Genomic DNA, 25322 nt, shown 5'->3' on the forward strand with positions numbered 1-25322 from the left:
CTATGAATGACTCATCAATTTTAGTTTTAGGAAGCAATTCATTTTCAGGGGCATCATTTTGTGCGCATATGCTAAAAAATGATCAGCAAATTGTTGCTGTTAGTCGCTCATCAGAACCTAATTCAGCATTACTACCATATAGTTGGCAAAAAAATGCAGATAAATTGCAATTTAGCCAACTGGATATAAATCATCATCTGCAAAAAATTATTGATATTGTTAAACAGAAAAAAATTAAAAAAATTTATAACTTTGCTGCACAAAGCATGGTTGATCAAAGCTGGCAACATCCTGAACATTGGTTTATGACTAACACTGTTTCAACGATAAAGTTACACAATTCTCTCCGACAATTAGATTTCCTTGAAAAATATATCCATATATCAACACCCGAAGTGTATGGTAGTTGTAACGGATTAGTACCAGAGCATACTAATTACCAACCCAGTACACCTTATGCAGTCTCCCGTGCTGCAGCAGATATGAGTCTACATACATTCGCAGATGTTTATAACTTTCCAGTGGTATTTACACGAGCTGCCAATGTTTATGGCGAAGGCCAACAGCTTTATCGCATAATCCCTCGTACTATTTTATATGCCTTACTAGGCAAAAAATTACAGCTGCATGGCGGAGGGCATTCAACACGATCATTTATACATATTGACGATGTATCTTCAGCGACACAACTTATTGGCGAAAAGGGTAAAAATGGTGATATTTACCATATTTCAACAGATAAAATGATCTCTATTCGAGTACTCGTTGAAACAATCTGCAATATGCTTAAGCTCCCATTTGAACAAGTGTGCCAATCGACTGAAGATCGATTAGGAAAAGATGCAGCATATTTATTAGACACAAAAAAAATTCGCTCCGAGCTAAATTGGCAAGATTCTATTTCATTAGAAAACGGCTTAGAACGAACAATTTATTGGATGAAGCAAAATTTAGATGTACTCGCCAAGCAAGAACATGACTATATTCACAAACCTTGAGGTAATCATGATAGGACAAGAAATAGATTTACTAAAAAATTACCCTAAGTCTAAGCGTGATCTTTCTGGTAGATTAGAAGCCAAAAGTGAAGCAGTTAGAGCTATAGCGCGCCAATTTGACGAGGAATTCTTTGATGGTGATAGAGAGCACGGCTATGGTGGTTTTAACTATCATTCAAGATTTTGGCAGCCAGTCGTGCCTGACTTTATTACGCACTTTGGCCTGCAAGAAAATAGCAGTTTATTAGACGTAGGCTGTGCAAAAGGATTTATGCTTTATGATATTTTACAACAGCTACCAACAATGACATTAAGTGGAATAGATATATCCCATTACGCATTAGACAATGCCAAACAGGAAGTAAAGCACTTATTACAACAAGGTTGCGCTACTAAATTACCTTTCGAAGACAATAGTTTTGATACTGTAATATCAATTAACACTATTCATAATTTAGATCTTAATAATTGTGCAAAAGCACTGCAAGAAATAGAGCGAGTTTCTAAAGCTAAAGCATTTATTACTGTTGATGCATATAGAAATGAACAAGAAAAAGAGCGCATGGAAGCCTGGAATCTAACAGCCAAAACAATGATGCATGTTGATCAGTGGAAAGAGTTTTTCAAAGATACAGGCTACACTGGCGATTTTTATTGGTTTATACCCTAATGAAAAAACTTGATGCATATTTTGAATCATTAAGAATTCGAAAAATAGAAGAAATGATAGCCTTACGCTACCCTGAGCAAGAAATGAGATGCCCAACACATCTGTCAATAGGTCAAGAGCTAGTACCTGTTGTTGTTTCTAATTTTTTATCTAAAGATGATAAGGCTTTCAGTTCACATAGAGCACATGCCCACTATCTAGCCAAAGGCGGATCATTAAAGAAAATGATAGCTGAATTATATGGCAAGGCGACAGGCTGCACAGGTGGCAGAGGTGGCTCTATGCACTTAACAGACTTGGATTGCGGTTTTATAGCTAGCACTGCAATTGTGGGTAATAGTATACCACTAGCGGTTGGCAGTGCGCTAAGTCAAAAACTACAAAATAGCAATTTTTTGACCGTAAGTTATTTTGGTGACGGTGCAACGGAAGAAGGCGCTTTTTACGAGTCGTTAAATTTTGCAGCAGTTAAATCTCTTCCTATATTATTCATATGTGAGAATAACCGCTATTCAGTGTATAGCCCATTAGAAGTTCGCCAGCCGGTTAATAGAAGCATTACGGATTTATCGCAATCAATTGGAGTTGAAAGCTTTCACGCTGATGGAAATCTTTTAATACCACTAACCCATGCCGTTGAGAGTGCTATTGAATATATTAGAAAGAATAATGCCCCAGCACTCTTAGAGCTTGATACATATCGTCACAGAGAGCATTGCGGTCCTAATTTTGATGATGACTTAAACTACAGAGCCGCAGGTGAAGTCAAAACATGGCTTGAAAAAGATCCGTTAAAATTATTATTCGCGGAACTATCAGCAGATCAACATTTCGAGAAAACTCATAACGAAATGATTATCAAAATAAAAAATGAAATAGAAGATGCTTTTCTTTTTGCTGAAAATAGCCCTTTTCCAAATCCACAGTTAAACGAAGAGTTTCTTTATGCAAAATAAAACAACAACATTCGCTGAAGAAATAAACCAAGCACAGCACTGTGCCATGGCTGAAGACGATAGCATGATTTGTATGGGATTAGGTATTAATGATCCAAAAGCTATTTTTGGTACAACTACAGGCTTACAATCAAAGTTTGGCTCAGACCGTGTCTTTGATATGCCAACATCTGAAAATGCAATGACGGGTGTAGGGATTGGCGCAGCTATTACTGGCACACGTGTATTAATGACCCATCAACGAGTCGATTTTTTCTTGCTTGCCATGGACCAACTTGTAAATAATGCCGCTAAGTGGCACTACATGTTTAATGGGCAAATGACTGTACCTTTAACAATACGTTTAATCATAGGTAGGGGTTGGGGTCAAGGACCCACTCATCAACAAAGCTTGCAATCATGGTTTGCACATATCCCTGGACTTAAAGTTGTTACTCCAAGCTTAACTGATAATGTAGGACAGCTACTTTATCAAAGTATAATGGATAATAATCCAACTATTTTCCTTGAACATCGATGGCTGCATAACCAAAACATCGACAAAGAAACGTGCGTCGATTACAACTCAAACATGCAAACAACGAGAGTCATCAAAGAAGGTGAAGATGTCACTATCATCGCTAATAGCTATATGCTCCTAGAAGCCATACACTGCCACAACTTCCTAAAAAAACAAGGTGTTAACTGCGAGGTAATTGAGGTATCTGAACCGACAAATATTGATTGGCAAACTATTTATAACTCTGTCAATAAGACTCAAACCTGCATATGCACTGATATAGGACATAACTCATTTTCTGTCTCTAGTGAAATTTCAGCAAAAATATATGAAGCATGCTTTACTTCCTTAAAAAAACCAATAAAACGAATAGCACTCCCCTCTTACCCTGAACCTACGAGCTTTGGATTAACAAAAAAATACTACAAAACCAGAACTGAGATTACTAAAGCTGTATCTGAACTCCTTGATAGGGAAATATTTATGACCGAAGATGTAGAATTTCCTCACGATGTTCCTGGTAACTGGTTTAAAGGCCCGTTTTAATGAATCGAGTATTAATTACAGGAATAAATAGTGGTATTGGGCAAGCACTTGCTGAGCGCTTAAGCCAAAATACGATTATTCACGGTACTTATCGAGGGCGAAAATCAAACTTAGATTTTGCTGAACTAACAAAAGTTGATTTTAGCTCACAAAAAAACGTTGACGATTGGTGCCATAAAACGAACTTTTCAATATATGATAGTATAATTTTTGTTCATGGCACACTCGAGCCAATCGGTTCTCTATCAGATTGCTCTTATGACGATTGGGAAAATGCATATAGAATTAATTACTTATCTATAGTGCAAGTGTTAAGTTCAGCAGTTCTAAAAATGAAATCAAACTGCAAAATCCTGACTTTTGCTGGCGGAGGCGTCAATAGCGCCCCGACGAAGTTCAACTCTTATATAAATGCGAAAGTAGCATTAATAAAAATGACTGAAGTTTTAGCTGCTGAATATCCCGATTTAATCTTTCTAAATGTTGGTCCTGGCTGGGTAGATACACCTATTCACCAACAAACACTCCACGCAAAAGAAATAGTGCCGGAAGCATATAAGGAAACAGCCAGAAGATATGAGGAAAATGACTTTGTGTCTATGCAACTGGTCATCGACTCCTTAATTTTTCTTCTTGATAATGCAAATAGTAAGTTTAGTGGACGAAACTATAGCATTGCATCCAAAGAAATTTTTCATGAGGATTTTTTGGAGTCTCTTGAAAACCCAAATATCTACAAATTGCGTAGACTCAATAAAGAGCATACATAAATGAAACTAACGGATTATATTGCATCTTACCTTGCTCAATTAGATATCAAGCATGTATTTGTTCTGCAAGGCGGTGCTGCTTTACATTTAATTGACTCAATTGAAAAACACCCTTCGCTTTCAGCTATTGCAATGCAACATGAGCAATCATGTGCGATGGCTGCTGATAGTTATGCAAAAACACACCATGTACTAGGCGTGACTATAGCCACATCAGGCCCAGGCGCTACAAATTTATTAACAGGTATCGCAAGCTCCTACTTTGACTCTGTAGCTACTTTACATATAACTGGAAATGTAGCTTCATTTAGGCAATCGCATAAATTAGGGGTTCGCCAATATGGTTTCCAAGAAACCGATATTGTTTCTATGGCAAAGCCAATAACAAAGTACGCAATACAATTAAAAAGACCTAATGACATTATCACTGTATTACCTGAAGCTATAAAAGCAGCATTAAGTGGCCGGCCAGGGCCTGTGTTAATAGATATTCCTGATGACTTTCAGCGAGAGATATTAGATATAAAAAAAATACCATTTGAAGCTTTTAATCAATCAACTGTAAACCATAAAGTAATTCAAGAAAACATATTTAATAACTTCATAGTGTCATTAAAACAAGCGAAAAAACCTTTATTTATTCTTGGTGCTGGGTGCCATAACTCAGCAGAACGGTTAATTTCACTTGCAACAAAACTAAAAATCCCCTTTCTATCGACTTGGCCGCTCAAAGGGATTGCAAATCATGATGACGAGCTAAATCTAGGGAATTTTGGAACTCATTCTTTACGTGGGAATAATATCGTTTTACAAAATTGCGATTTTATCATTTCTATTGGGTGCAGACTAGATTCAAAAGCCACAGCAAAATTAGATACCTTTGCACGTGAAGCTAAAATCGCAATGGTGGATATTGACCATAACGAAATAGAGAAATTTGCCCAATTAGGCAAAGTAATCAACTATCAATTTCCTGTATCTGTACAAGTTTTTTTAGATGCTTTTTCACTGCATTGTGAAGATTTAATTGAAATATTTAAAAATAACGATGTGTGGCTAAATTATATTACGGATGTCACACAAGAGTTTAACTACATACCTGAATATAATTACGGTGGTGTAAACCCATATTTAGCTGTTGAGTTGTTTAGTGGTGCTTTCTGTGATGACCAAAATATATGTGTGGATACAGGTACTTGCTTACCTTTAACTCTTGTCTACGGTAAAGAGAAAAAAGGCCAGCAGTATATTTCTTCATATAATAATACCCCCATGGGCTATGCTTTACCTGCATCGATTGGTGTTGCCCTAGCAAAAGAAAAAGAAGTATTTTGTATAGTTGGCGATGGTGGTTTGCAAATGAATATCCAAGAACTTTCAACGTTAAATCACTTGAAACTTCCAGTCATTATTATTGTATTTAACAATAGTGGTCATTGTATGATAAAACAAACCCAAGATGATTGGCTAGACTCAAATTATTTTTCTGCTGATTGTAATAATGGCTTGCCTCACATAAATTTTTCTGAAGTTGCTAAAGCTTATGGGATCGACTCTGAAAAAGTTGAAAATAATGAGCAATTAAAATTATTAGTAGAACGTTTACACCTTCGCATGGATCAAGAAGGGCCAAAGCTTATCGAATTAGTAATTAACCCAAACTTTAGATATGAACCGATTATCAAGTATGGCAATCCATTAGAGAATATGAGCCCTGAACTTGCTTACATAAAACAAAAAAAAGCTATGCTTATACCCAGTTTGAAGGAAAATCTATAATGATAAACTTACACCAAGAGCTGGTTATGCTAGCTAGGAATACACAATCACACGTACAATCAAGCAGTGATTACCAGCTTCTTAACAAAAAACTATCAAAAGTAATTGCCAGCGCTTATAACACGACATCAACACCAACATTTTTATTAACGGATAATATTACATTTTCTCTTCCGTATTACGATATGGGCAATATTAATACGACTCATTTGTTTGGTATTGATGAGCTAATCATTTTAAGCTTTTACTTGAAAAATAAAAATAACTATAAGAATGTGTTAGATCTTGGCGCTAATATCGGTCTGCATTCAATAGTGCTGAGCTTATTAGATTATCAAGTTACATGTTTTGAAGCGGACCCTGAAACATTCCGCGTTTTAAAACAAAACCTAGAATTAAATAATTGTAAAAAGATTAAGCCAATAAATGAAGCCGCGGCAAGTTTTGATGGCAAAGCTGAATTTACACGAGTATGTGGAAACTTAACTGGAAGTCATTTGAGCGGCGCAAAAAGTAATCCCTATGGAGAGCTAGATAAATTTGAAGTTAAAGTTAATAACATAGGTAATATAGCTAAAGAATTTGACTTAATTAAAATTGATATTGAAGGTCAAGAAGCAGATGTATTAACTTCAATTTCTTCGGAGGACGCTTTAAAAATTGATTTTATGATGGAAATTAATGGCGAAAAAAATGCAAAAACTATTTTCGACTACAGTTTACAAGTCGGCTTAAATATTTTTCTTCAAAAAAATGATTGGAAAAAAGTGAACTCTCTTGCCGAATTACCCCTAAGTCATAGAGAAGGTAGTGTTTTCCTTTCTAGTAAAAATAAGATGCCTTGGTAAAATATGAATATTCCAACTTATTTTAAAGCAGGTGTATTAATAGATATAGAGCAGCCCCTTCAACTACTCGATTTAAAAATACCGTATTTGAAAGATAATCAAGTTCTGGTGAAAATGCATATGGCTGGCTTGTGTAGAAGCCAGCTGATGGAGAGTAAAGGCCTTAGAGGAGAAGACAAGTATTTGCCCCACTTAATGGGTCATGAAGGTGTAGGTGAAGTAATAGCAGTTGGCAATAGTGTTACCAAGGTTAAACAAGGAAATCGTGTCGTTCTTGGTTGGCTAAAAGGCAGTGGAATCGATTCCGGTGGGACACATATAATTAGCAAAGAGGGTCAAATTATCAATGCAGGTCCAGTTACGACTTTTTCAGAGTACTCTGTTATATCTGAGAATAGAGTAACCATTTGCCCTGAAGGTATTTCAAATGAGTTAGCTGTTTTACTCGGTTGCGCCCTCCCCACAGGAGCCGGTATGGTTCTTAACCAGATACAACCACACTCTAATAGTAATGTGATATTAATCGGACTAGGTGGTATAGGCATAAGTGCACTATTAATGCTTAAACATTTCAGACCAAAAAAAATCATAGTTGTAGATATTGAACAATCTAAATGTGACTTAGCACTACAACTAGGCGCCGATGAAGCTTATTTATATGAAGAAGCAAGCCTAGCTTTACTCAAAGAGCAACACCCTAACGGCTTTGATTATGCTATTGAGAGTGCTGGACTATGTGAAACCATAGAATTCGCTTTTAATAATATACATAACAGCGGTAAATGCTATTTTGCCTCACATCCAAAAACTGGCGATTTTATAAAGTTAGATCCTCATCAACTAATTTGTGGAAAGCAAATTTTTGGAACTTGGGGAGGTAATTGTAATCCAGACAAAGATTTAAAATCGATTGCAGATATTATTCAAAAACTTGAAATATCTATTAATTCTTTGATAAGCCATCGCTATTCTTTGAATCAAATCAATGAAGCAATATCGGCGCTCGAACGAAGAGAAATTACCAGAGCCATCATTACTTTTGAGAATATTGAAGTATGAATAAGCAAGTCCTTGTTCAAGGAAATTTTGACATTTTACACCCTGGCCACATTCGCTTACTTCGTTTTGCAAAAGAGTGTGGTGATAAACTAATTGTTGCTGTTAACAGCGACAAATCTATGGGGTTAAAGAGTCGGGTAAACGAACAACATCGCCTAGAGATGGTTCAATCCCTCGAATGTGTGAATGAAGCATTTTTATCAGATTTAACTCCAGCAGAAACCGTAAAGAGCCTCAAGCCTCATATTGTCGTGAAAGGTAAAGAGTTTGAAAGTAGGCACAATCCTGAGCATGCTCTTGTTGAAATGTACGGAGGAAAGCTTATTTTTGGCTCTGGTGAGTTCGAATCTAATTCCGAACAATATATTACAAGAACAATAAGCCATGGTCATAACTTTGATTATAAAAAATGCCAAAGTTATGCAACAAGGCATCAGTTTAATTATCAATCAATCAACACGGTATTTTCTCAATTTAGTGAAAACCGTGTTGCTGTAATTGGCGAAATAATCGTCGATGAATATATCCAAGGTACTGCGGTAGGCTTATCTCAGGAGGATCCTACCATAGTGATGACACCAGATAGAACGGATACATTTTTAGGCGGAGCAGCAATTACAGCAGGTCATATAAAAGGGCTAGGAGCTAATCAAGTTACGCTTTTCTCGGTACTTGGCAAAGATGATAAAGCTGATTACGTAAAAAATCATATTAACGCATACAATATTGATACTATACTTTTCGATGATGGCAGTCGCCCAACACCATTAAAATCACGATATAGAGCTGGCAATAAAACACTTCTAAGGGTCAATCAAGTTCGACAGCATAAAATTTCTAAAGAAATTCAAACAGATTTATACATGCAACTTGAAAGTAGTATTAACAACTTCGATTTACTGGTATTTTCTGATTTTAATTATGGATTATTACCTCAAACTCTGGTCGATAAAGTCATTGCTTTATGCAAAGAAAACAATGTACGTGTTGTCGCAGACAGCCAAACATCTTCTCAAGTTGGTGACATTGCCCGTTATAAAGATATGATGCTAATAACACCAACAGAAAAAGAAGTACGCGTAGCATTGAATAATATTGATGATGGTCTACCTATATTGGCCCAAAAACTTTGCGAAAAAGCAAATCCAACGTCTTTAGTTATTACCCTCGCAGGAGAAGGTATTTTTATCCATCTACCAGATCAAAACGGCCAATGGGAAAATGATATGCTTCCTGCGATTAACCGTAATGCGGTTGATCCTGCGGGAGCTGGTGATTGCTTCTTAGCTGCCAGTAGCCTGGCATTGTGCTCAGGTGCGACACCTTGGCAAGCTTTTTATATTGCAAGTATTGCAGCCGCTTGCCAAGTAGATACTCTCGGAAATCAGCCACTGTCCTTCAACACGCTACAGCAACGAGTACTGGAGTCATTCAAAAATATATGAAAGCAATATTGCTTGCAGCAGGGTTAGGCACTCGGTTAAAACCTTTGACTAATACAATTCCAAAATGTTTAGTGCCTATTAAAGGCAAGCCTTTATTGGCTTATTGGCTAGAAAAGCTCGATAAACTTGGTGTCAGCGACATACTCATTAATGTGCACTATTTCGCTGAACAAGTAGAAGAGTTTGTGTCAAAGTCCGAATACCGTAATAAAATAACAATCGTTAGAGAGAAAAAGTTACTCGGTACAGGCGGCACTTTGATTAGTAATAAAGAGTTTTGGCATTGTAGTCCCACAATGGTCATTCATGCTGATAACTATTGCGAAGATACCCTTACTAATTTTGTAGAAGCCCATTCAAAAAGGCCCAAAAAGTGTGATGCTACGCTTTTACTTTTTGAATCTGCTTCTCCCTCCTCATGTGGTATTGTTGAACTTGATTCAGACGCTTCAATCCAAAGGTTTCATGAAAAAGTATCCAATCCACCAAGTAACCTAGCAAGCGGGGCATTGTTTTTATTCTCCGCAGGAGTGTATGAAAAATACTTTTCACACTTTAAACAGGAAAGCTTCTATGAAATTAGCCACGACATGGTGCCTTTATTATTGGGCAGTCTTTATAGCTATAAAACCCATCTGAGATATATAGATATAGGCACTCCACAAGCTTATAATAAACTTCAAACTGAATTGCTGGCTATCAACAAACCTGCTTAATATTAAGATAAATAAAAACTAGGATATAAAGTGAAGTTATCTGAAAAACTTAAAAACAGCATTGCAAGCCATGCAAAACTTCCTGCAATTTTTGTTGATAATCAATACATTACTTATAAACAGTTTGCAAGTTACGCTAATAATATTAACACGAGCGAAATAAGTGAAGCTGAGCAAGTTGGAATTTTAAGTTACCGAGATACTCACTATTATAGCGCCGTACTTGCCTGCGCTTTAGATTCACGAACATTTATACCACTTGGGGTAAAACTGCCAATAGCTAGATTGGCTTCTATCATAAAGCAAGGCAACTTAAAGTATGTTTTATACAGTAAAAAATATTTGTCGATCAGCCAAGCATTAATAAAAGCACTCCCAGATAGAGTATTTGTATGTTTGGACGATATAGTCAATAAAAGCATTGTATCAACTAAATCACTACAAGCTCGCAGCCTATCCAATATCGCTTATGTTTTATTTACTTCAGGTTCTACAGGCTCACCAAAAGGTGTGCCTATTAGCATTGCGAATCTTAAGTCTTATCTTGATACTATGTGTGAGTCTTTACCCCTCAGTAATACAGATAAGGTAAGCCAAGTATTTGATCCAACGTTTGATCTAAGCATGCATGATATATTTGTTACTTGGCTGCAAGGTGCTTGTCTTTATGTAGTGCCTGAAACCGCTATATTTGCGCCAGGTAAATTCATTAAACAACACGGGCTTACAGTGTGGTTTAGTGTCCCTTCTACTGCATCAATTATGGCTAAACTAGGAATGCTTAAAAATGATGCCTATCCTAGCCTTCGTGTGAGTCAGTTTTGTGGTGAGCCCTTACCTAGAACACTCGCTCTGCAATGGCAAAAAGCAGCACCAAACAGCAAGGTTATTAATTTATACGGACCAACTGAGGCTACAATAGCATGCAGTAGATATGTATTTGATTGTAATGATGATAGTGATAGTAGCTATATTCCCCTGGGTAAAGCACTTAAAAACATGAGCTTTGATTTAGATGCACAAGGTGAGCTTTTGATTTCGGGGCCTCAAGTATTTTCTGGGTATTTAAATGACAATATTAAAACTCAGCAATGTTTAATTAAAACAAATAACATTACCCATTATCGAAGTGGTGATCTCGTAAAGCGTGATGCTCAAGGAGTATTTCACTATATTAGCCGTGTAGATGACCAAGTTAAAATCCAGGGATACCGCGTTGAGCTATCCGAAGTAAATACACTAGCACAAAATTTTTTATCAAACCCTTTGGTACAGGCTATAGCAACGCCAATACAACAACCTCAAAGTTTGACTTTATTTATTTGTAATCCAGCCGATAAAGAAAGTGAGCAAACACTGATTGATTACTTAAAGCAACAGCTGCCACTTTATATGGTGCCCAAAAAGATTATATGGATCGATTCCATGCCACTAAATAGTAATGGTAAAATTGATAAGAGCGCCCTACATACCATGACGGAGAAATAATGAGCTTAACAAATTCGATTGAACAAGCTATCAATAATAAATTAATAGAAAAGCATGGTGAGCAAATACTCGTATCATTGAATAAACAGGATAGTTTAATAAGTTCAGGTCTTTTAGATTCACTTGATTTTATTAGTATGTTGATGGAAATAGAAAACAGCTTAAATCTTGATATTGATTTTGAAGAAGCAGACCCTGTGCAATTTACATCTTACAGTGGCCTAATAAAGCTACTTAGTGAGTCTACTAATGCCTAACAAAGTGAACTGGCAAGAAATATATAATACGGAATATGTAAATGCTCCTGAGTGTTGGAAAACATGCGGTGGTTACTGCTGTAAAAATTTTTACGGAGAGCATTTTAATATCCTAGACAAAAGCGGTGTATCTTTACCTCTTCTTGAAAATGAGTATGAGTACTATAAATCAATTGGTGGTATTAAAAACATTACTACACCAGCAAAAAAGCGCACATTTACGCTTTCAAACGGTAAAAGCTTCAGTATCTACTTGCTCTCTTGTCAGTGTGGTGGTTTATGTGAACCTCATGGACACAGACCCTTAGTTTGCAGAATATATCCCTATTTCCCTATAGTAGATGCGTTTGGTACTGTTATTGACTTTGAGTATTCCGCTTTAATGGATCTTTTTTACCGTGATCCTGATAATAACCATAAATGTACGCTGGTTAGAGAGCAAGCCATAAAGTTGAAACGTGAACTTACAGTTTCTATGAAACCACTATTACGTGACCCTGAAGTAGTTTTTATCTTTAGGTGTTTGAAGGAGCTTGTAGACCGCCTCAAAGAAAAAATGGGGGGCTTTATTGATACCTTAGATGAATCACAGAAAAAAAAGTTTATTGCTAAATATGAATGGATGATTCTGTCAGGCAAGCCGTGGAAAGATCCCGCTTTTTCAAAAAGAATTGACACTATCTACGACGAAGTGAAAGCAGCTTTCGGCAATGAGGACTTTTTGTGAGAAGTATCAGCCAAGAACAAATTATTGCAACATTACATTCAGTTGGTATCAACATGAATGATAGTGTGTTTATACACTCTTCATTATTTACACTTGGCGCTATAGAAAATCACTCAGTAAAAGAAGTGCCTGAGGCGTTTCTAAACAGCTTTAAAACTGCAATTGGTGATAACGGTAATATATTTATGCCAGCCTTTAATTATCAATTCCCACGCAGTCGCAAAGAAGATTTGCGCTCACAAGAATGTGTCTTAGGGTATTGGCCTGAGTGGTTTCGACAACAACCAAATGTAGTACGCTCAGGGCACCCTATGTTCTCAATCTGCGGTTTAGGGCCTGATGTGGCAAAAATCTGTTTACCCAAAAAACCTGAATATTATGCCTTTGCAGAAAACTCAACGTTTAGTAGGTTAATAGAACAAGATACAGTGCTTGTACTGCAAGGCATTGGCCTTAGAGTCGCCACGGTGATTGTTCAAATAGAAGCAATGTTAGGATTAAAATACCGGTTTAATAAACCTTTTACCGGTGTGACAACGCTCACAAATGGAGAAGAGGCTAACGGTACTTTTTACCACTTTTGCTTTCCTATAAATAATGCCTACAGGGAAGACTATTCCAAGTTAGAAGCTGCATTATTAAACTCAGGGATTATGAAACAAGCCCAACTTGGAAGATCATTTATCTATACAATAAAGATGAAAGCACTTTATCATTTTGTAAAAGACTTTGTTGCTGATAACCAATTTGCATTGCTTAACTGTAACCCATCTGAACTATATCGTTTTGATAATGGAAAAGAAGTCTCTTATTCTGTCGATAAATAATTGTTTATATCGTTATATGCGGCAACAAGTACATCAGCTTGTCGCCATTGTTTACCGCCTGATCTGCCTGAAATAATTATATTATCGACACTGTTTTTTAATGTATCAAAATTAGCTTGATTATTTTTTTCAAATTCTAAAGTTGGCACAGGAAAAGTGCCATGTATGACCTGTTTAATATGACTGATACATGTAGCATCTTGGCCGACAACTTGCATTTTCTTTAATGTATTCACAATTTCATCCACGTCATACTGCTCCACCTCTTCTGGCCTGCATAATATTTCTGCCGACAAGTTCGCATGCTGACTTTTAGTGCTGAGGTTAGGGTATAACGTCAACCTAAATATATCCGTTTGATGATCCCACACCCATAGATAATGCGATTTTTGATCAAGTAAAGGCAAGTCAAAATTCAAATGAAATACAATAGCAGTTCTCAGTTCTGGCTTGTTATAAACTAAAGGTAAGCCTAATGCTTTTAAGGCAATAAACGGAGGAGCACTCCAAAATAACAACTGACACTCAAGGATTTCTGCTTTATTAGTAAGCTTTACTCCCGTGATCTGCCGTCCATTAGTCTCTATCTTCTCTATTGATGAAGAAAGTACAACCTCAACTCCAGCGCTTTTAACTTTAGTTACTAAATACTCAACCCAAGACTCAATGCCTTTATTTTCTAATGGATAAAAGTAATTTGGAGTTTTTGAGTTGTCTTTGGTTTGTCTTTCATGAAAATGCGCTTGCGTTTGATATCCAATTTTAGCATCAAAAGTAGGAATATTTTTCAGTGCATTTGCAACATCGGGCTCAAAAGCAAGAATGCGAGTAAAGCCAAATAGTCCTGCTGCGACCGTTAATGTATTTAAATCTGTATGTTTACCATAGAGCTTATACAGAATTGGTTTAATAATATGCTGGGTAAACGTCTTGCCTAATGTTTCTTCGCAATAAGGGAGTATAAGCGAACTGCCACTAGAAGAGGTTGCTTGAATAAGCTCAGCACAACCTTGATAATACTCTTCGCTTGGCAGTTTGTGACTATCTGGAAACGGAGAGTTTAAATCCCATTCACCGGCGAAGTAATTACCTGATTGCAGTTTTTCTATTACGTGCCAATAGTAATCACGATTTTCTAGCTCGCCAAATAACAGAGTATCAAGCGCTTCTATGCCCGTTGCGTTCGGTATATGTGATCCCATATCATAATATGCACCTAACTCATCTTTTATAGAACAAAATAATCCCCCAACACGCTCACTTTGCTCAATTATTGTAACTTTTTTAAAAGACTGTTTGAGTAGTAATGCCGCCATTAAACCACATACCCCACCACCAACAACGATAGCTGAATTTCGCATAATAATTCTCCAGAAACTAGTAAGTAGTAGCTATATGATAACCACTCATGATTACGTAATTTGAGCAATAGGTGATTTATATGCAACGATACTTCTTTGTGCAGAAGTGATCTTATCATTCTGATCATAAGAAACATCATACGATTGCTGCGTTATTGCAAATTTACTGAATAGTTCGCAAACATCTGCTTTAGAAGCAAAAAATAGGCCATCAATGTCAGTGAAATAATCCGGCGAAAATTGTCGCGCAAACCCATCATGCTGATATCCTGAGTTTATAAATGCAGGATGAGTATCAGCATACATAATAGAAAATATACAACCGCCTGGTTTTAACACTCGGTAAGATTCACTAAGGGCAACTAAAATATCTGAGCGAGGAACACAGTTTAAAGCGCTTCTGTCTATCACTAAGTCGAACGAATTATCTTGCCAAGGTAACTGAGTAAAATGACCATTAACTAAATCAGCTTTAAGTTGTAACCTTGTTAGACGCTCTTGAGCAAAATCTAAAGCAACTGAAGATATATCAATACCAGCAACATCAACTCCCTCTTCAGCCATAAAAACGATATTATTTCCAGCACCACAGCCTAACTCTAATGCGCTTAAACTTGAATTAGTGTGCCTTAATCGCATCACCAATGATACGATTGCATCATAAGGGTATTTATTTAATTGCCTGCCCTGCTGATAAATATTCTGCCAATTACCCATTTCACTTCATGACCAAGAGTGTTTGTTGCTCTAGCTTGTCAATTGCAGACGCCATATCTAAAACACTGCATCCATATTTATCCGCAATATCAATAGAGTCGTGCTCTCCATCACTATAATTTAATAACATCTTAATGTGATTAAGCTCATCGAGTTGGCTTACACGCTCTTTACTAAAAAAACTTAACGTTGGATACAACCCTTTACTACCTAAGTTAGGTTCACCAAAAGGTAGTGTATTCTCAAAAGTCGCAGCTTGTTCAAACGCCAAAAATATTTTCTCTAATTTATCAATACTATCAAGCAGTGGTTTTATTCCCATAAACGCTTTAGTATCAAGGGAAGTATGATACTGGTGGTAGCCAGAATGAAAACTACGGCTGACACAGCACACTGGCAATTGAAAGCCGGGAGAATTATATTGCCTTTCATCAGAACCACTTAAAGGACTAAATTGTATGTTTTCATGGTTATAATCATGTTGATTTAGATGATATAAAAGTTTATCTAGCATACCATTATCATTCCGACTATGTTTAAAAACTAATTTTTCAGGTTCTCCACCCATACAATTAATAACCAGTCCAGAAACCATGTTTGCAGTAAAATGCTCCCCCATTAAATGAAGCAATCCTAAACTACCTATTGTTTCAGGGTGTAATGCAAAACGGTAGGAGTAACGACGTTTTGGCCATTTTTTAATACGATTAAATAAGCCTAAAAGAACTAAAGGGCCGCTCAGCTCATTATTCGCCATTGATGGATGACATAGATATGAACTTAGTAATACTTCTTGTTTTGATTCACCATTTAAAACTGATTGGGCGATATCCAACGAACCATCTACAAACTGACTCCTAATTACAGCTTTGTATGTTCCCTCTTTAAGTTGTTCACGTATTTCATGAGCGATACAAAAACCCCAACGCTTTTTATAGTAGCTAGTAACATAAGGGATTGCCGTTGGCTGCTCAGGTAGGCTATATAAGTGCTTTTGAAGCTCTTCAAGGCTAAGCTCTATTTCTACAGATTCTGAGTAATTAACGACCTCAATATTCAATCGCTGCATATCAGCAATTTTCTCTCCATCAGGCCCTAATAAATAAGCATCTTCACAATGCCACTCCTTAGGTACAGTCCAATCAAATATTTTTTCACCAGAAGCAATAGAAGAAATATTAAGCGGCATATACCGCGAGAGAATACTATAACTTTGTCGTAAGCCTGGACCTGTTATAGAACGAAGAATAGGGAAAAGCTCATCAAATAACTCACTGTAGAAAGCCTCTGATTCTTGGTAATCTGTCACTATTATTCCTTTCCTAAGTCACATTTTTCATCATAGTGGATTTTATAATCAGCCATTATCTCTTGGATATAACATTTCCATAACTTATTTAGCTGTTTATATTTTTCTAAACAAAATACTTCGTCTTCATATTGATACAAAAGCGTAATCATCGGGCAGTGATAATATAAGAGCGCGCCTTTTATTATATGAAATATATGCCCTAAGCTAGTATTTCTTAAAGAGTAAACATACCTAGCTTGACGCTGTAATTGCTTAGCAGCAATACTACGACTTGTAATATCTTCATCAATAATTGAGAGTAGATGCTCGCAAATATCCTGAAGTCTATCCACTGCAATCAATCTATCTTCTACATCATCAACAGGTAATACTGTAAAATAATTATTCTTGATATTGCTGATAACCAACTCTTTATCAATCTCTTTTTCAATATCAATTAAATTATCTGCTGCAGTAGGAATAGCACCTTGAAGTTTTGCACCGTTTCCTACATTTATGCAGTTATTCACTTTGTAAAGACTTAGAAGCTTTTCTAACTGCGCATGAGCCACAAGAAAGAGATCATTTGAAACAACATGGCCACCCAAATTACCTTCAATCAATCGACCATTGAACTCTAAACTACCGTACCCCTCTGAATCATCATCATTATTTACTTTGTAAATACTATCTTTACTGTGATGTGAGCCTGATGGCTGTTTACCGTTATCAATACCAAAAAGATAGATATTTCTAAATCCCATATGAAGTAAAAACGAAAGGGCTGCATTTGCAACAACAGGATTACAGTAAGGGATCAATGGTAAAATTTGGGACAAATGAACTTGAGATATAACGTCCATTAAACATGTTCCCGCCTCATTACCTTTTCCCGCTATTCCTGCCCATTTATAACGTTTATTCGTATCAGGATATAAAGTATTAAGGCCCAGCAAGTTCACTTTTTTGTATTCATCAGCAGGGAAAATATCACCAAAAATTTTATAGTTCGAATATGGACGTTCAACTAACACATGAAAGTCAACTGGGATACCCTTCTTATATAATGACGCTATGGCGGTTCCCGCAGCGATTACGATCCCTTTTTGATGGTTATTTTTTAAAAATACTTCAGCTTCATCCAGCGATGGACCATTACCAACAATAAATATAGGTGTATCAAAGTCTATTTCCTGGGTCGTCTTCGTTAGTAACGCAGCTTTATTTCGAATATGATGGATACTATGAGCAAGCCCAGTTATTGCATCGTTGTAAAACCCATGACCAAACTGAAAACGGAAGTAATCTTCACTCCACTGCTTAATCAAAACATTTAGTTCTGTACCGGGTGTATGCTGATAGCAAAAACTGCGCACTAAGGAAAATGCACCAATGTCTTCGGCTATTTTTTCAAGGTCAATTATAAATGATTTATGATCAACACCTAAATGAAAAAACAAGCACCCTCCATTGGAATCAATTTTTTTTATAATTTCAAACCAATCAGTGCAAAATAAACTCGCAAAAAATTGTTCAAAATCTGGTTCAACTAAAAATATATAGTCAAATTGAGTATCTTCCAAAAGAAGCGGAACATGATAACCTAACCCGATACCAAAAATAACTGCGGAAGGAAATGAAGATGGTAAGTTACGAACTACAGGTTTACTTTCGGCTCTGACTTTTTTCATAAAGCGAGTTAACTTTACCATATATCGAGAGTGAATACGGGTATCGTCATCATCTTCAGGATAACCAGTGTAGTCAGTTAAACTAAATACGGGCCTTTCTCTTTGTGCCTGTATTTGTTTTTCAGTTTGAGTAATGGGGTCTTGTGAATAAAGTAAAGTATTTCCACCACTTGGTATAAAATTACCATGCCCGGACTCTGTAACATGTAAGCAAAAGTCATCTTTGGTTTTAAAGTTTTTTATTGCTATTGCTATATCAGGGAAAAACTCAGAAAAACACTCAAAATTCTTTTCAAATCGCTCATTTGCTTCTGTAGCAAAAATCGCCTCTCTTTCTTGATGTTTTATAGTTTTTTCAAGTTTTTCTGAGATGTGCTCAAGCTCGTTATTAATATCTATATTCTTTATCATGTCGGTTACCTACTTGATATTTTTATACACATTTATTTTTTTTTGCGTATTAATATGAATACCAAGTTCTTTTGCAGCCTGCTGTTTTTTGAGGCTTATTTCTAATACCGTAGTATTCAATTTGATTGAAAAATCCGATAAAAATAACACATCGTTTTCGCTGAGGTTCTCAGGTGAGGTAAAGAGTGCTTTCAATGTTCTATCAATTAATAGTAACTTGCTTTGAGCTGACTCTATATCACCTTCAGCTAAATATTGATTAATTACAGACAAATCGGGGGCTAACTGAGACAATAAACTAGCCGACATTAGCATCTATACCATTTTCACTAAGTGTTTTTTCTCGAACGTCATGAGGAATAGCATCCCAAGCAGACTTTATTTCTTTTAATAAATTAGATACTTCTTCAACAATTGCAGGATCATTTTTTATTGTTGCATCAACTAAGCGATCTATCATATAAGAATAAAGTGCATATAAATTATCAGTCACTTCACCACCAACTTTAAAATCTAAACAGCCCCTTAAGGCTTCAATAATAGCAGTCGCTTTAGATAAATGTTCGGCCTTCGCTTCCATATGTTTTCTTTCAATAGCAACTTTAGACATCACCATTTTTTCAATCGCACCCGCCATTAACATTTGAATTATTTCATAGCGATCAGCACCGGCAACACGGGTCTTGAGTGCTTCTTTCTGATAATTTTTTACTTTGGCGTTATACATATTAAAACCCTTTTAAATCAAAATTAATTTATGATTTGTTTCTTGTAAATCCAGGTAAGCTCGCAAGCTGCGCTCCTAAGTACTGTTGTGTTGATTGCATTTGCGCCAGTAACACATCTAAACCCGCATATTGCTTTCTAAGCCTACTTTCTAATTCGGTCATTCTAAATTCATGCTTTAGTACATCATCTTCTAAATCAGTGACCTGTGTATTTAAATTATCTTCTCTTTGCTTTAAAATGCCTTTTGAACTTACGTAATTATCTAAAAAAGATTCGAACTGTTTAGCAACACCATTTTCACCAGCAAAAGCCTTTCCGATATCATCAAAATTTTCATCCATTGCTGTATTTAAACTGCGGACTAAAGTTGATTTTTCTAGATAACCTTTCTTATCAACACCCAAGCCAATATCAAAAATACTTGTGAAAGGCCCTGCATCCGTTAAATTTGTAGAAAGCATATTGACCATTTGTGAGCTCAAAGTACGAATGGTTGCATCGCTATTTAAAGGTTTTCCGACTCTCGATTGCAGACCTAACTGCCCTATAGCATTGTTATAATTAGCAATAAATTCATCAATTAATGTTGTAACGCTCTCACGGTCATAGCTAACAGCCAACTTTGCCGTCTCTCCATCAACGCTTTGTCGTTTAGCGGTGATCGTCATATCTTGTACAGCATCTTTAAACGTATTGGTGTCATTGGTAATCTCAATACCATCAACTTTAATTACTGCACTTTTTGCTTTATTTTCATCTGCTATACCAATACCACCGCTACCAGAAGCTCCACCATTAGCATCAGTAGATACATTGTCTAGCTCAGCATTATCATTGGTGATTACCAAGTCATTATTAGCGCCACTTACACTTGAAGTAAGAACCAACTTTGACTCTGTACCAGTATTTATTATATTTGCTGTTACACCAAAATTATCATCCGAGTCATTAATTGCGTCACGCAAATCAGCTAATGTCGCACCTGCATCGAGAGTTAGATCAAAGCTTTTGTCTCCAGCAGCAAATGACAAGGTGCCTCCAGAAGCAGTAACCACATCATCCGTTGCCGTAAACAAACCAGCATTTGATGTCGCGCGACTGCCTTGAGCAAGTGCTAAAACTTCAATTTTAAAATTACCAGGCGTAATATCTTTTGTCGGTGTAACAGCAATTAAATCGCCGTCGTCACTAGTAGGTTGGCTAATATTGGCTATGCGTTTATTAAAATTATCAGGATCTGCTAGCTTTTTTATTGTGTCTTGTAGCTTGGATAACGCAGACTTGATCTCTCCGATTGAAGATAATTCAACTTCTAACGACTTGTCCTTTTTTGCAAAGGCATTCATTTTTGGAACATTTTCGGCATCAACAGATGCTTTAATGATACTTTCGAGATCCAGCCCAGATCCAATACCTGCGGATGTTATAAGTGGCATACTTCTCTCCTACTATCTGTTCCAAAAAATATTATACAGTTTGATTTAGTAACAAACCTTTGTTAGTTAGTTTATCGGCAAATTCATCTAAAGCTTTAGCAACTTCTCTAAACTCTTCAGTTGGAATTTCACGAATAACTTCTTCGCTTGTTTTATCAAACACTTTAATTATTGGTGGATCACCCTGCTCATCAAATTCAAATTTTAAATTTGTTGCCGTCACAGGAATATATTTATTTAATTTCTCTAAGTTTTCTTTCACTTCGTCGATCAGTGCTTTTCTTTCACTTTCAGAATCAAGTTGCTGACTATTATCAACAAGTGCGGGCTCTCTACCAGCAATTTTTGTACCAGCTTTTTCAACAGTTGCTTTTTTACTTGCTTCGTTTAACTCATTTTTATTTGTAAAAGATGAATTAGCGGTGAAGTTTTCACTCGATTTAATTATTCCACCTAAGTCAGCCATAATAGCTCTCCTTCAAAATACAAACAAAGTATAAGTCATTATCGAGACAATATCTCAATAATGACCTAATTAACCGTCTAGCCTAGTAACGATAATGCTACTTGTGGACGCTGGTTTGCTTGACTCAAAATAGATTGGCTTGCTTGTTGTAATATTTGAGATTTAGTCAAATTAGCTGTTTCGGCAGCGAAATCAGTATCTTTAATACGTGACTTAGCAGCACTCAAGTTTTCTGAAATGTTAGATTGGTTACGAATAGTTGATTGAAAACGATTTTGCACAGCACCGAGTTCGGCACGCTTTTTATCAACTACTGCAATCATTGCATCCATACCAGCCATTACCGCTTGTGCGTTAGCTTGAGAAGATACACTAATACCACTTGCTGTAAATACAGTTGCAAAGTCGGTATTATCAGCTGAAGCACCAACCTGTGAACTAATTGTTCCCGCAGTAGCACTTAAGCTTGCACCTGTCACAGCACTTGCTACACCTGCAATACCTGACATAGTAAAGCCATTATTACCCGCAACCGAGTTTGCAGTGCCACCAACAGAAGCCATACTAAAGCTAATATTCTGTACAGCATCAGCACCAACTTGGAAGTTAGCTGAGAATGAACCATCTAGGAGATTTTGACCACCAAATGTTGTATCTGCAGCAACACGATTCACTTCTTCTGATAATGAACGAATTTCTTCTTGTACTGCTAAACGATCTTCATCTGTATTTGAACCGTTTGAAGCTTGTTGAGCAAGAGTACGAATACGCTGGAACATTGACGTAGTCTCATCAAGTGCGCCTTCAGCAGTCTGCGCAAGTGAGATCCCATCATTAGCATTTCGGTTACCTTGATTCAAACCATTTATTTGACTAGTTAAACGGTTAGATATTTGCATGCCTGCAGCATCATCTTTTGCACTATTAATGCGAAAACCTGATGATAGACGTTGAAAGGATGTATCGAGCTGGTTACCAGATTTCATCAACTGGCGTTGTGCGTTCAATGAACTCACATTAGTATTTACATATAAAGCCATAATAGCCTCCGCTTTATCATTTTAAATAGAATAACAACGGGATACCCCTACCCTGTTATTACTCCAGACTGAGAGTCCTAGATTTTTAGTTCTCTAAGTCAGTTATCGTCAGATAAAACGGAAACTTTAGCTTTATTTATAAATTTTTAACAACGTTATACTATTCTAACCCTGTAACAAGCTTAATGCAGCCTGAGGCCTTTGATTTGCTTGGCCTAATATTGTTTGGCTCGCTTGTTGTAAAATTTGGTTTTTAGTTAAGTTAGCTGTCTCCATTGCAAAATCAGCATCTTTAATTCTTGATTTAGCAGAGGCTAAATTTTCAGAAATATTAGCTTGATTTCGTATTGTCGACTGAAAACGGTTTTGTACCGCACCTAATTCAGCGCGTTTTTTATCAACCACCGCTATTAGAGAATCCATACCCGCAAACACAGCCTGTGCATTTACTTGTGATGACACACTAATACCTGCAGCTGTAAATACAGAAGAAAAATCTAATGTTGTTGATGCCGTTGCGCCATCAACTGAGCTTACATTAGCTGCGAGCGTTGAAAGTGCTTTACCACCCACGGCTGAAGCAACACCGGCAACACCTGATATAGTAAAACCACCATTAGCAGCAAGAGAATTAGCTGTATCGCCAACAGACTGCATACTAAAACCAATAGTCTGTACAGCATCAGCACCAACCTGAAAGCTTGCAGAATAAGAGCCATCCAATAAATTTTGACCACCGAATGTAGTGTCCGTGGCAATTCGGTTAACCTCATCAGATAACTGTCTAATCTCTTCTTGGATAGCGAGCCTATCTTCATCTGTATTAGAGCCATTTGCTGATTGCTGAGCAAGTGTTCGGATACGTTGAAATGTAGAAGTAATTTCATCAAGCGCACCTTCAGCTGTTTGTGCCAGCGAGATACCGTCATTCGCATTACGGTTGCCTTGGTTTAAACCCAAGATTTGCGATTGCAAACGATCCGATATTTGTAAACCAGCAGCATCATCCGCCGCGCTGTTAATACGCAGACCAGATGATAAACGTTTAAAGGAAGTATCTAAGTCGTTGCCAGTTCTTTCAAGCTGTCTTTGCGCATTAAGCGCGCTGACATTCGTATTTACAAATAAAGCCATAATAAACTCTCTTCTTATCTGTCAAATTAAAGCCACTCTTTAATTTAATGAGTGGAATTTTGACAAAGTGACCTGTTACTACAGTCAAGTTAAGTTGACTGGGGGCAATAAACTGCCACTTTGCAGATTAATTTAAATCGTAATAAGTATTCAGCAATCTTTAGGCCAACTTTATAGATAGAGTTGCATTGAATTATAAAAAACGAGAAAAGGGCCTATAAGGCCCTTTGAAGATAAGTTTGAGAGTGGGTATGCCTAACACTTACTATTGGCATAGTTTGTGCTTTAACAATTATGTTCTTACAAATGTTAGAACAATACAGGATTTTTAAGCGCCTCCGCTTTATCAATCCGTTTCAGCGCCTTTGTTAATACCCCATTAAACAAAGGCGCTACATTCTTAGTCAATTAATTGACTATTTCCAACCAATTATCCTAGAAGACTTAATGCAGCCTGTGGACGTTGATTAGCCTGACTAAGAATTGTTTGGCTAGCCTGTTGTAGAATCTGCATTTTTGTTAAGTTTGCAGTTTCTTGCGCAAAGTCTGTATCTTTAATACGTGATTTTGCAGCACTTAGGTTTTCTGAAATATTTGACTGGTTACGAATCGTTGATTGAAAACGATTTTGTACCGCACCCAGCTCAGCGCGTTTTTTATCAACAACCGCGATTAATGAATCCATGCCGGCCATTACCGCTTGCGCATTCGCTTGTGAAGATACGCTTATGCCGCTTGCTGTAAATACCGCAGCAAAACCTGTAGCATCAGCTGATGAACCTACTTGCGAACTAATTGTTCCAGCTGTAGCACTTAAACTTGCGCCTGTTACCGCACTGGCAACCCCTGCAATACCTGACATGGTAAAACCGTTATTACCAGCGATTGAGTTAGCCGTACCGCCAACTGACGCCATACTAAAGCTGATATTCTGTACAGCATCTGCGCCAACTTGGAAATTCGCGGAGAAAGAACCGTCTAAAAGGTTTTGACCACCAAACGTTGTATCTGCTGCAACACGATTTACTTCTTCAGATAATGAACGAATCTCTTCTTGCACCGCTAAACGGTCTTCATCAGTATTTGAACCATTTGCTGCTTGCTGTGATAATGTTCTGATACGTTGGAACATTGATGTTACTTCATCTAATGCACCCTCAGCTGTTTGTGCTAATGAAATACCATCGTTTGCGTTACGGTTACCTTGGTTCAAACCGTTAATTTGTGATGTTAAACGGTCAGAAATTTGTAGACCTGCCGCATCATCTTTCGCACTGTTAATACGAAAACCTGATGATAAACGTTGGAATGATGTATCCAGTGCATTACCAGAATTATTTAATTGTCTTTGTGCGTTTAACGCGCTAACATTTGTATTTACATATAAAGCCATGATATCTCTCCAGAAGTAAACTTATCATTTACTCTCAAACTTACTAGATTAAGCAGTGGTTGTTATTT

The 25322-nt window shown here is 36.8% G+C and carries 25 protein-coding genes; 14 read left to right on the top strand and 11 right to left on the bottom strand.

Annotation, left to right across the window (positions count from 1 at the left end):
* The first annotated feature begins 2 nt into the window (after window positions 1–2).
* From H5201_RS04185 to H5201_RS04250, 14 genes are read left to right on the top strand one after another with little or no spacing between them, the layout of a single operon-like run.
* Window positions 3–998: a GDP-mannose 4,6-dehydratase gene (locus H5201_RS04185; RefSeq protein WP_182783772.1), complete on the top strand. Its 996-nt coding sequence runs from the start codon at window positions 3–5 to the stop codon at window positions 996–998.
* Window positions 976–1668 (top strand): class I SAM-dependent methyltransferase, encoded by a 693-nt coding sequence (locus H5201_RS04190; protein ID WP_253188782.1) that lies wholly within the window; start codon window positions 976–978, stop codon window positions 1666–1668. The genes H5201_RS04185 and H5201_RS04190 overlap by 23 nt, the downstream gene beginning before the upstream one ends.
* A complete protein-coding gene (locus tag H5201_RS04195; protein WP_169019240.1) occupies window positions 1668–2624 on the top strand; it encodes a thiamine pyrophosphate-dependent dehydrogenase E1 component subunit alpha in 957 nt (318 codons plus the stop codon). Before H5201_RS04190 ends, H5201_RS04195 begins: the two co-directional genes overlap by 1 nt.
* The gene (locus tag H5201_RS04200; protein ID WP_076923526.1) at window positions 2614–3669 is read left to right on the top strand and encodes an alpha-ketoacid dehydrogenase subunit beta; all 1056 of its coding nucleotides are present in this window, start codon (window positions 2614–2616) and stop codon (window positions 3667–3669) included. Before H5201_RS04195 ends, H5201_RS04200 begins: the two co-directional genes overlap by 11 nt.
* Window positions 3669–4439: an SDR family oxidoreductase gene (locus tag H5201_RS04205; protein ID WP_145239465.1), complete on the top strand. Its 771-nt coding sequence runs from the start codon at window positions 3669–3671 to the stop codon at window positions 4437–4439. Before H5201_RS04200 ends, H5201_RS04205 begins: the two co-directional genes overlap by 1 nt.
* Complete coding sequence (locus tag H5201_RS04210) at window positions 4440–6218, top strand: thiamine pyrophosphate-binding protein (RefSeq protein WP_076923528.1); 1779 nt, start codon at window positions 4440–4442, stop codon at window positions 6216–6218.
* Window positions 6218–7066 carry an FkbM family methyltransferase gene (locus H5201_RS04215; RefSeq protein ID WP_145239468.1) on the top strand — a complete coding sequence of 283 codons (849 nt, stop codon included), beginning with the start codon at window positions 6218–6220 and terminating at the stop codon, window positions 7064–7066. Before H5201_RS04210 ends, H5201_RS04215 begins: the two co-directional genes overlap by 1 nt.
* Window positions 7067–7069: 3 nt before the next feature.
* A complete protein-coding gene (locus H5201_RS04220; RefSeq protein ID WP_182718196.1) occupies window positions 7070–8125 on the top strand; it encodes an alcohol dehydrogenase catalytic domain-containing protein in 1056 nt (351 codons plus the stop codon).
* Complete coding sequence (locus H5201_RS04225) at window positions 8122–9570, top strand: PfkB family carbohydrate kinase (protein WP_182718197.1); 1449 nt, start codon at window positions 8122–8124, stop codon at window positions 9568–9570. Before H5201_RS04220 ends, H5201_RS04225 begins: the two co-directional genes overlap by 4 nt.
* Window positions 9567–10286: a nucleotidyltransferase family protein gene (locus H5201_RS04230; RefSeq protein ID WP_145239477.1), complete on the top strand. Its 720-nt coding sequence runs from the start codon at window positions 9567–9569 to the stop codon at window positions 10284–10286. Before H5201_RS04225 ends, H5201_RS04230 begins: the two co-directional genes overlap by 4 nt.
* Before the next feature lie 30 nt (window positions 10287–10316).
* On the top strand, window positions 10317–11774 hold the full coding sequence (locus H5201_RS04235; protein WP_182783774.1) for an AMP-binding protein: 1458 nt from the start codon (window positions 10317–10319) through the stop codon (window positions 11772–11774).
* On the top strand, window positions 11774–12031 hold the full coding sequence (locus H5201_RS04240; protein WP_182718199.1) for a hypothetical protein: 258 nt from the start codon (window positions 11774–11776) through the stop codon (window positions 12029–12031). Before H5201_RS04235 ends, H5201_RS04240 begins: the two co-directional genes overlap by 1 nt.
* On the top strand, window positions 12024–12758 hold the full coding sequence (locus H5201_RS04245) for a hypothetical protein (protein ID WP_058559738.1): 735 nt from the start codon (window positions 12024–12026) through the stop codon (window positions 12756–12758). The genes H5201_RS04240 and H5201_RS04245 overlap by 8 nt, the downstream gene beginning before the upstream one ends.
* On the top strand, window positions 12755–13585 hold the full coding sequence (locus tag H5201_RS04250) for an AAC(3) family N-acetyltransferase (RefSeq protein ID WP_182718201.1): 831 nt from the start codon (window positions 12755–12757) through the stop codon (window positions 13583–13585). Before H5201_RS04245 ends, H5201_RS04250 begins: the two co-directional genes overlap by 4 nt.
* On the opposite strand, the gene H5201_RS04255 is transcribed toward H5201_RS04250, so the two are convergent.
* The 11 genes from H5201_RS04255 to H5201_RS04305 all read right to left on the bottom strand — a co-directional run bounded on the left by H5201_RS04255 (window position 13567) and on the right by H5201_RS04305 (window position 25254).
* Window positions 13567–14946, bottom strand: coding sequence for an FAD-dependent oxidoreductase (locus tag H5201_RS04255; RefSeq protein ID WP_182739659.1), 1380 nt, complete (start codon window positions 14944–14946; stop codon window positions 13567–13569). The two genes, H5201_RS04250 and H5201_RS04255, sit on opposite strands and share 19 nt — an antisense overlap.
* 51 nt (window positions 14947–14997) lie before the next feature.
* Window positions 14998–15663: a class I SAM-dependent methyltransferase gene (locus H5201_RS04260; RefSeq protein ID WP_182739658.1), complete on the bottom strand. Its 666-nt coding sequence runs from the start codon at window positions 15661–15663 to the stop codon at window positions 14998–15000.
* Between the two features lies 1 nt (window position 15664).
* Window positions 15665–16972, bottom strand: coding sequence for a DUF4910 domain-containing protein (locus tag H5201_RS04265; RefSeq protein ID WP_182739657.1), 1308 nt, complete (start codon window positions 16970–16972; stop codon window positions 15665–15667).
* 2 nt (window positions 16973–16974) lie between these two features.
* The gene (locus H5201_RS04270) at window positions 16975–19056 is read right to left on the bottom strand and encodes a 6-hydroxymethylpterin diphosphokinase MptE-like protein (RefSeq protein ID WP_182739656.1); all 2082 of its coding nucleotides are present in this window, start codon (window positions 19054–19056) and stop codon (window positions 16975–16977) included.
* A 9-nt stretch (window positions 19057–19065) separates the two neighbouring features.
* The gene (locus H5201_RS04275) at window positions 19066–19365 is read right to left on the bottom strand and encodes a hypothetical protein (protein WP_182718206.1); all 300 of its coding nucleotides are present in this window, start codon (window positions 19363–19365) and stop codon (window positions 19066–19068) included.
* The gene (gene fliS, locus H5201_RS04280) at window positions 19355–19783 is read right to left on the bottom strand and encodes a flagellar export chaperone FliS (RefSeq protein ID WP_149981556.1); all 429 of its coding nucleotides are present in this window, start codon (window positions 19781–19783) and stop codon (window positions 19355–19357) included. Before fliS ends, H5201_RS04275 begins: the two co-directional genes overlap by 11 nt.
* 28 nt (window positions 19784–19811) lie before the next feature.
* The gene (gene fliD / locus H5201_RS04285) at window positions 19812–21221 is read right to left on the bottom strand and encodes a flagellar filament capping protein FliD (protein ID WP_182783776.1); all 1410 of its coding nucleotides are present in this window, start codon (window positions 21219–21221) and stop codon (window positions 19812–19814) included.
* Between the two features lie 31 nt (window positions 21222–21252).
* Window positions 21253–21687 (bottom strand): flagellar protein FlaG, encoded by a 435-nt coding sequence (locus H5201_RS04290; RefSeq protein ID WP_149981560.1) that lies wholly within the window; start codon window positions 21685–21687, stop codon window positions 21253–21255.
* A 77-nt stretch (window positions 21688–21764) separates the two neighbouring features.
* A complete protein-coding gene (locus H5201_RS04295) occupies window positions 21765–22727 on the bottom strand; it encodes a flagellin (protein WP_149981562.1) in 963 nt (320 codons plus the stop codon).
* A gap of 165 nt (window positions 22728–22892) precedes the next feature.
* A complete protein-coding gene (locus tag H5201_RS04300) occupies window positions 22893–23861 on the bottom strand; it encodes a flagellin (RefSeq protein ID WP_182718208.1) in 969 nt (322 codons plus the stop codon).
* A gap of 430 nt (window positions 23862–24291) precedes the next feature.
* A complete protein-coding gene (locus H5201_RS04305) occupies window positions 24292–25254 on the bottom strand; it encodes a flagellin (RefSeq protein ID WP_149981565.1) in 963 nt (320 codons plus the stop codon).
* Window positions 25255–25322: the final 68 nt, after the last annotated feature.

This window comes from Pseudoalteromonas sp. SG43-6 (assembly GCF_014164365.1).
Lineage (GTDB): Bacteria > Pseudomonadota > Gammaproteobacteria > Enterobacterales > Alteromonadaceae > Pseudoalteromonas > Pseudoalteromonas rhizosphaerae.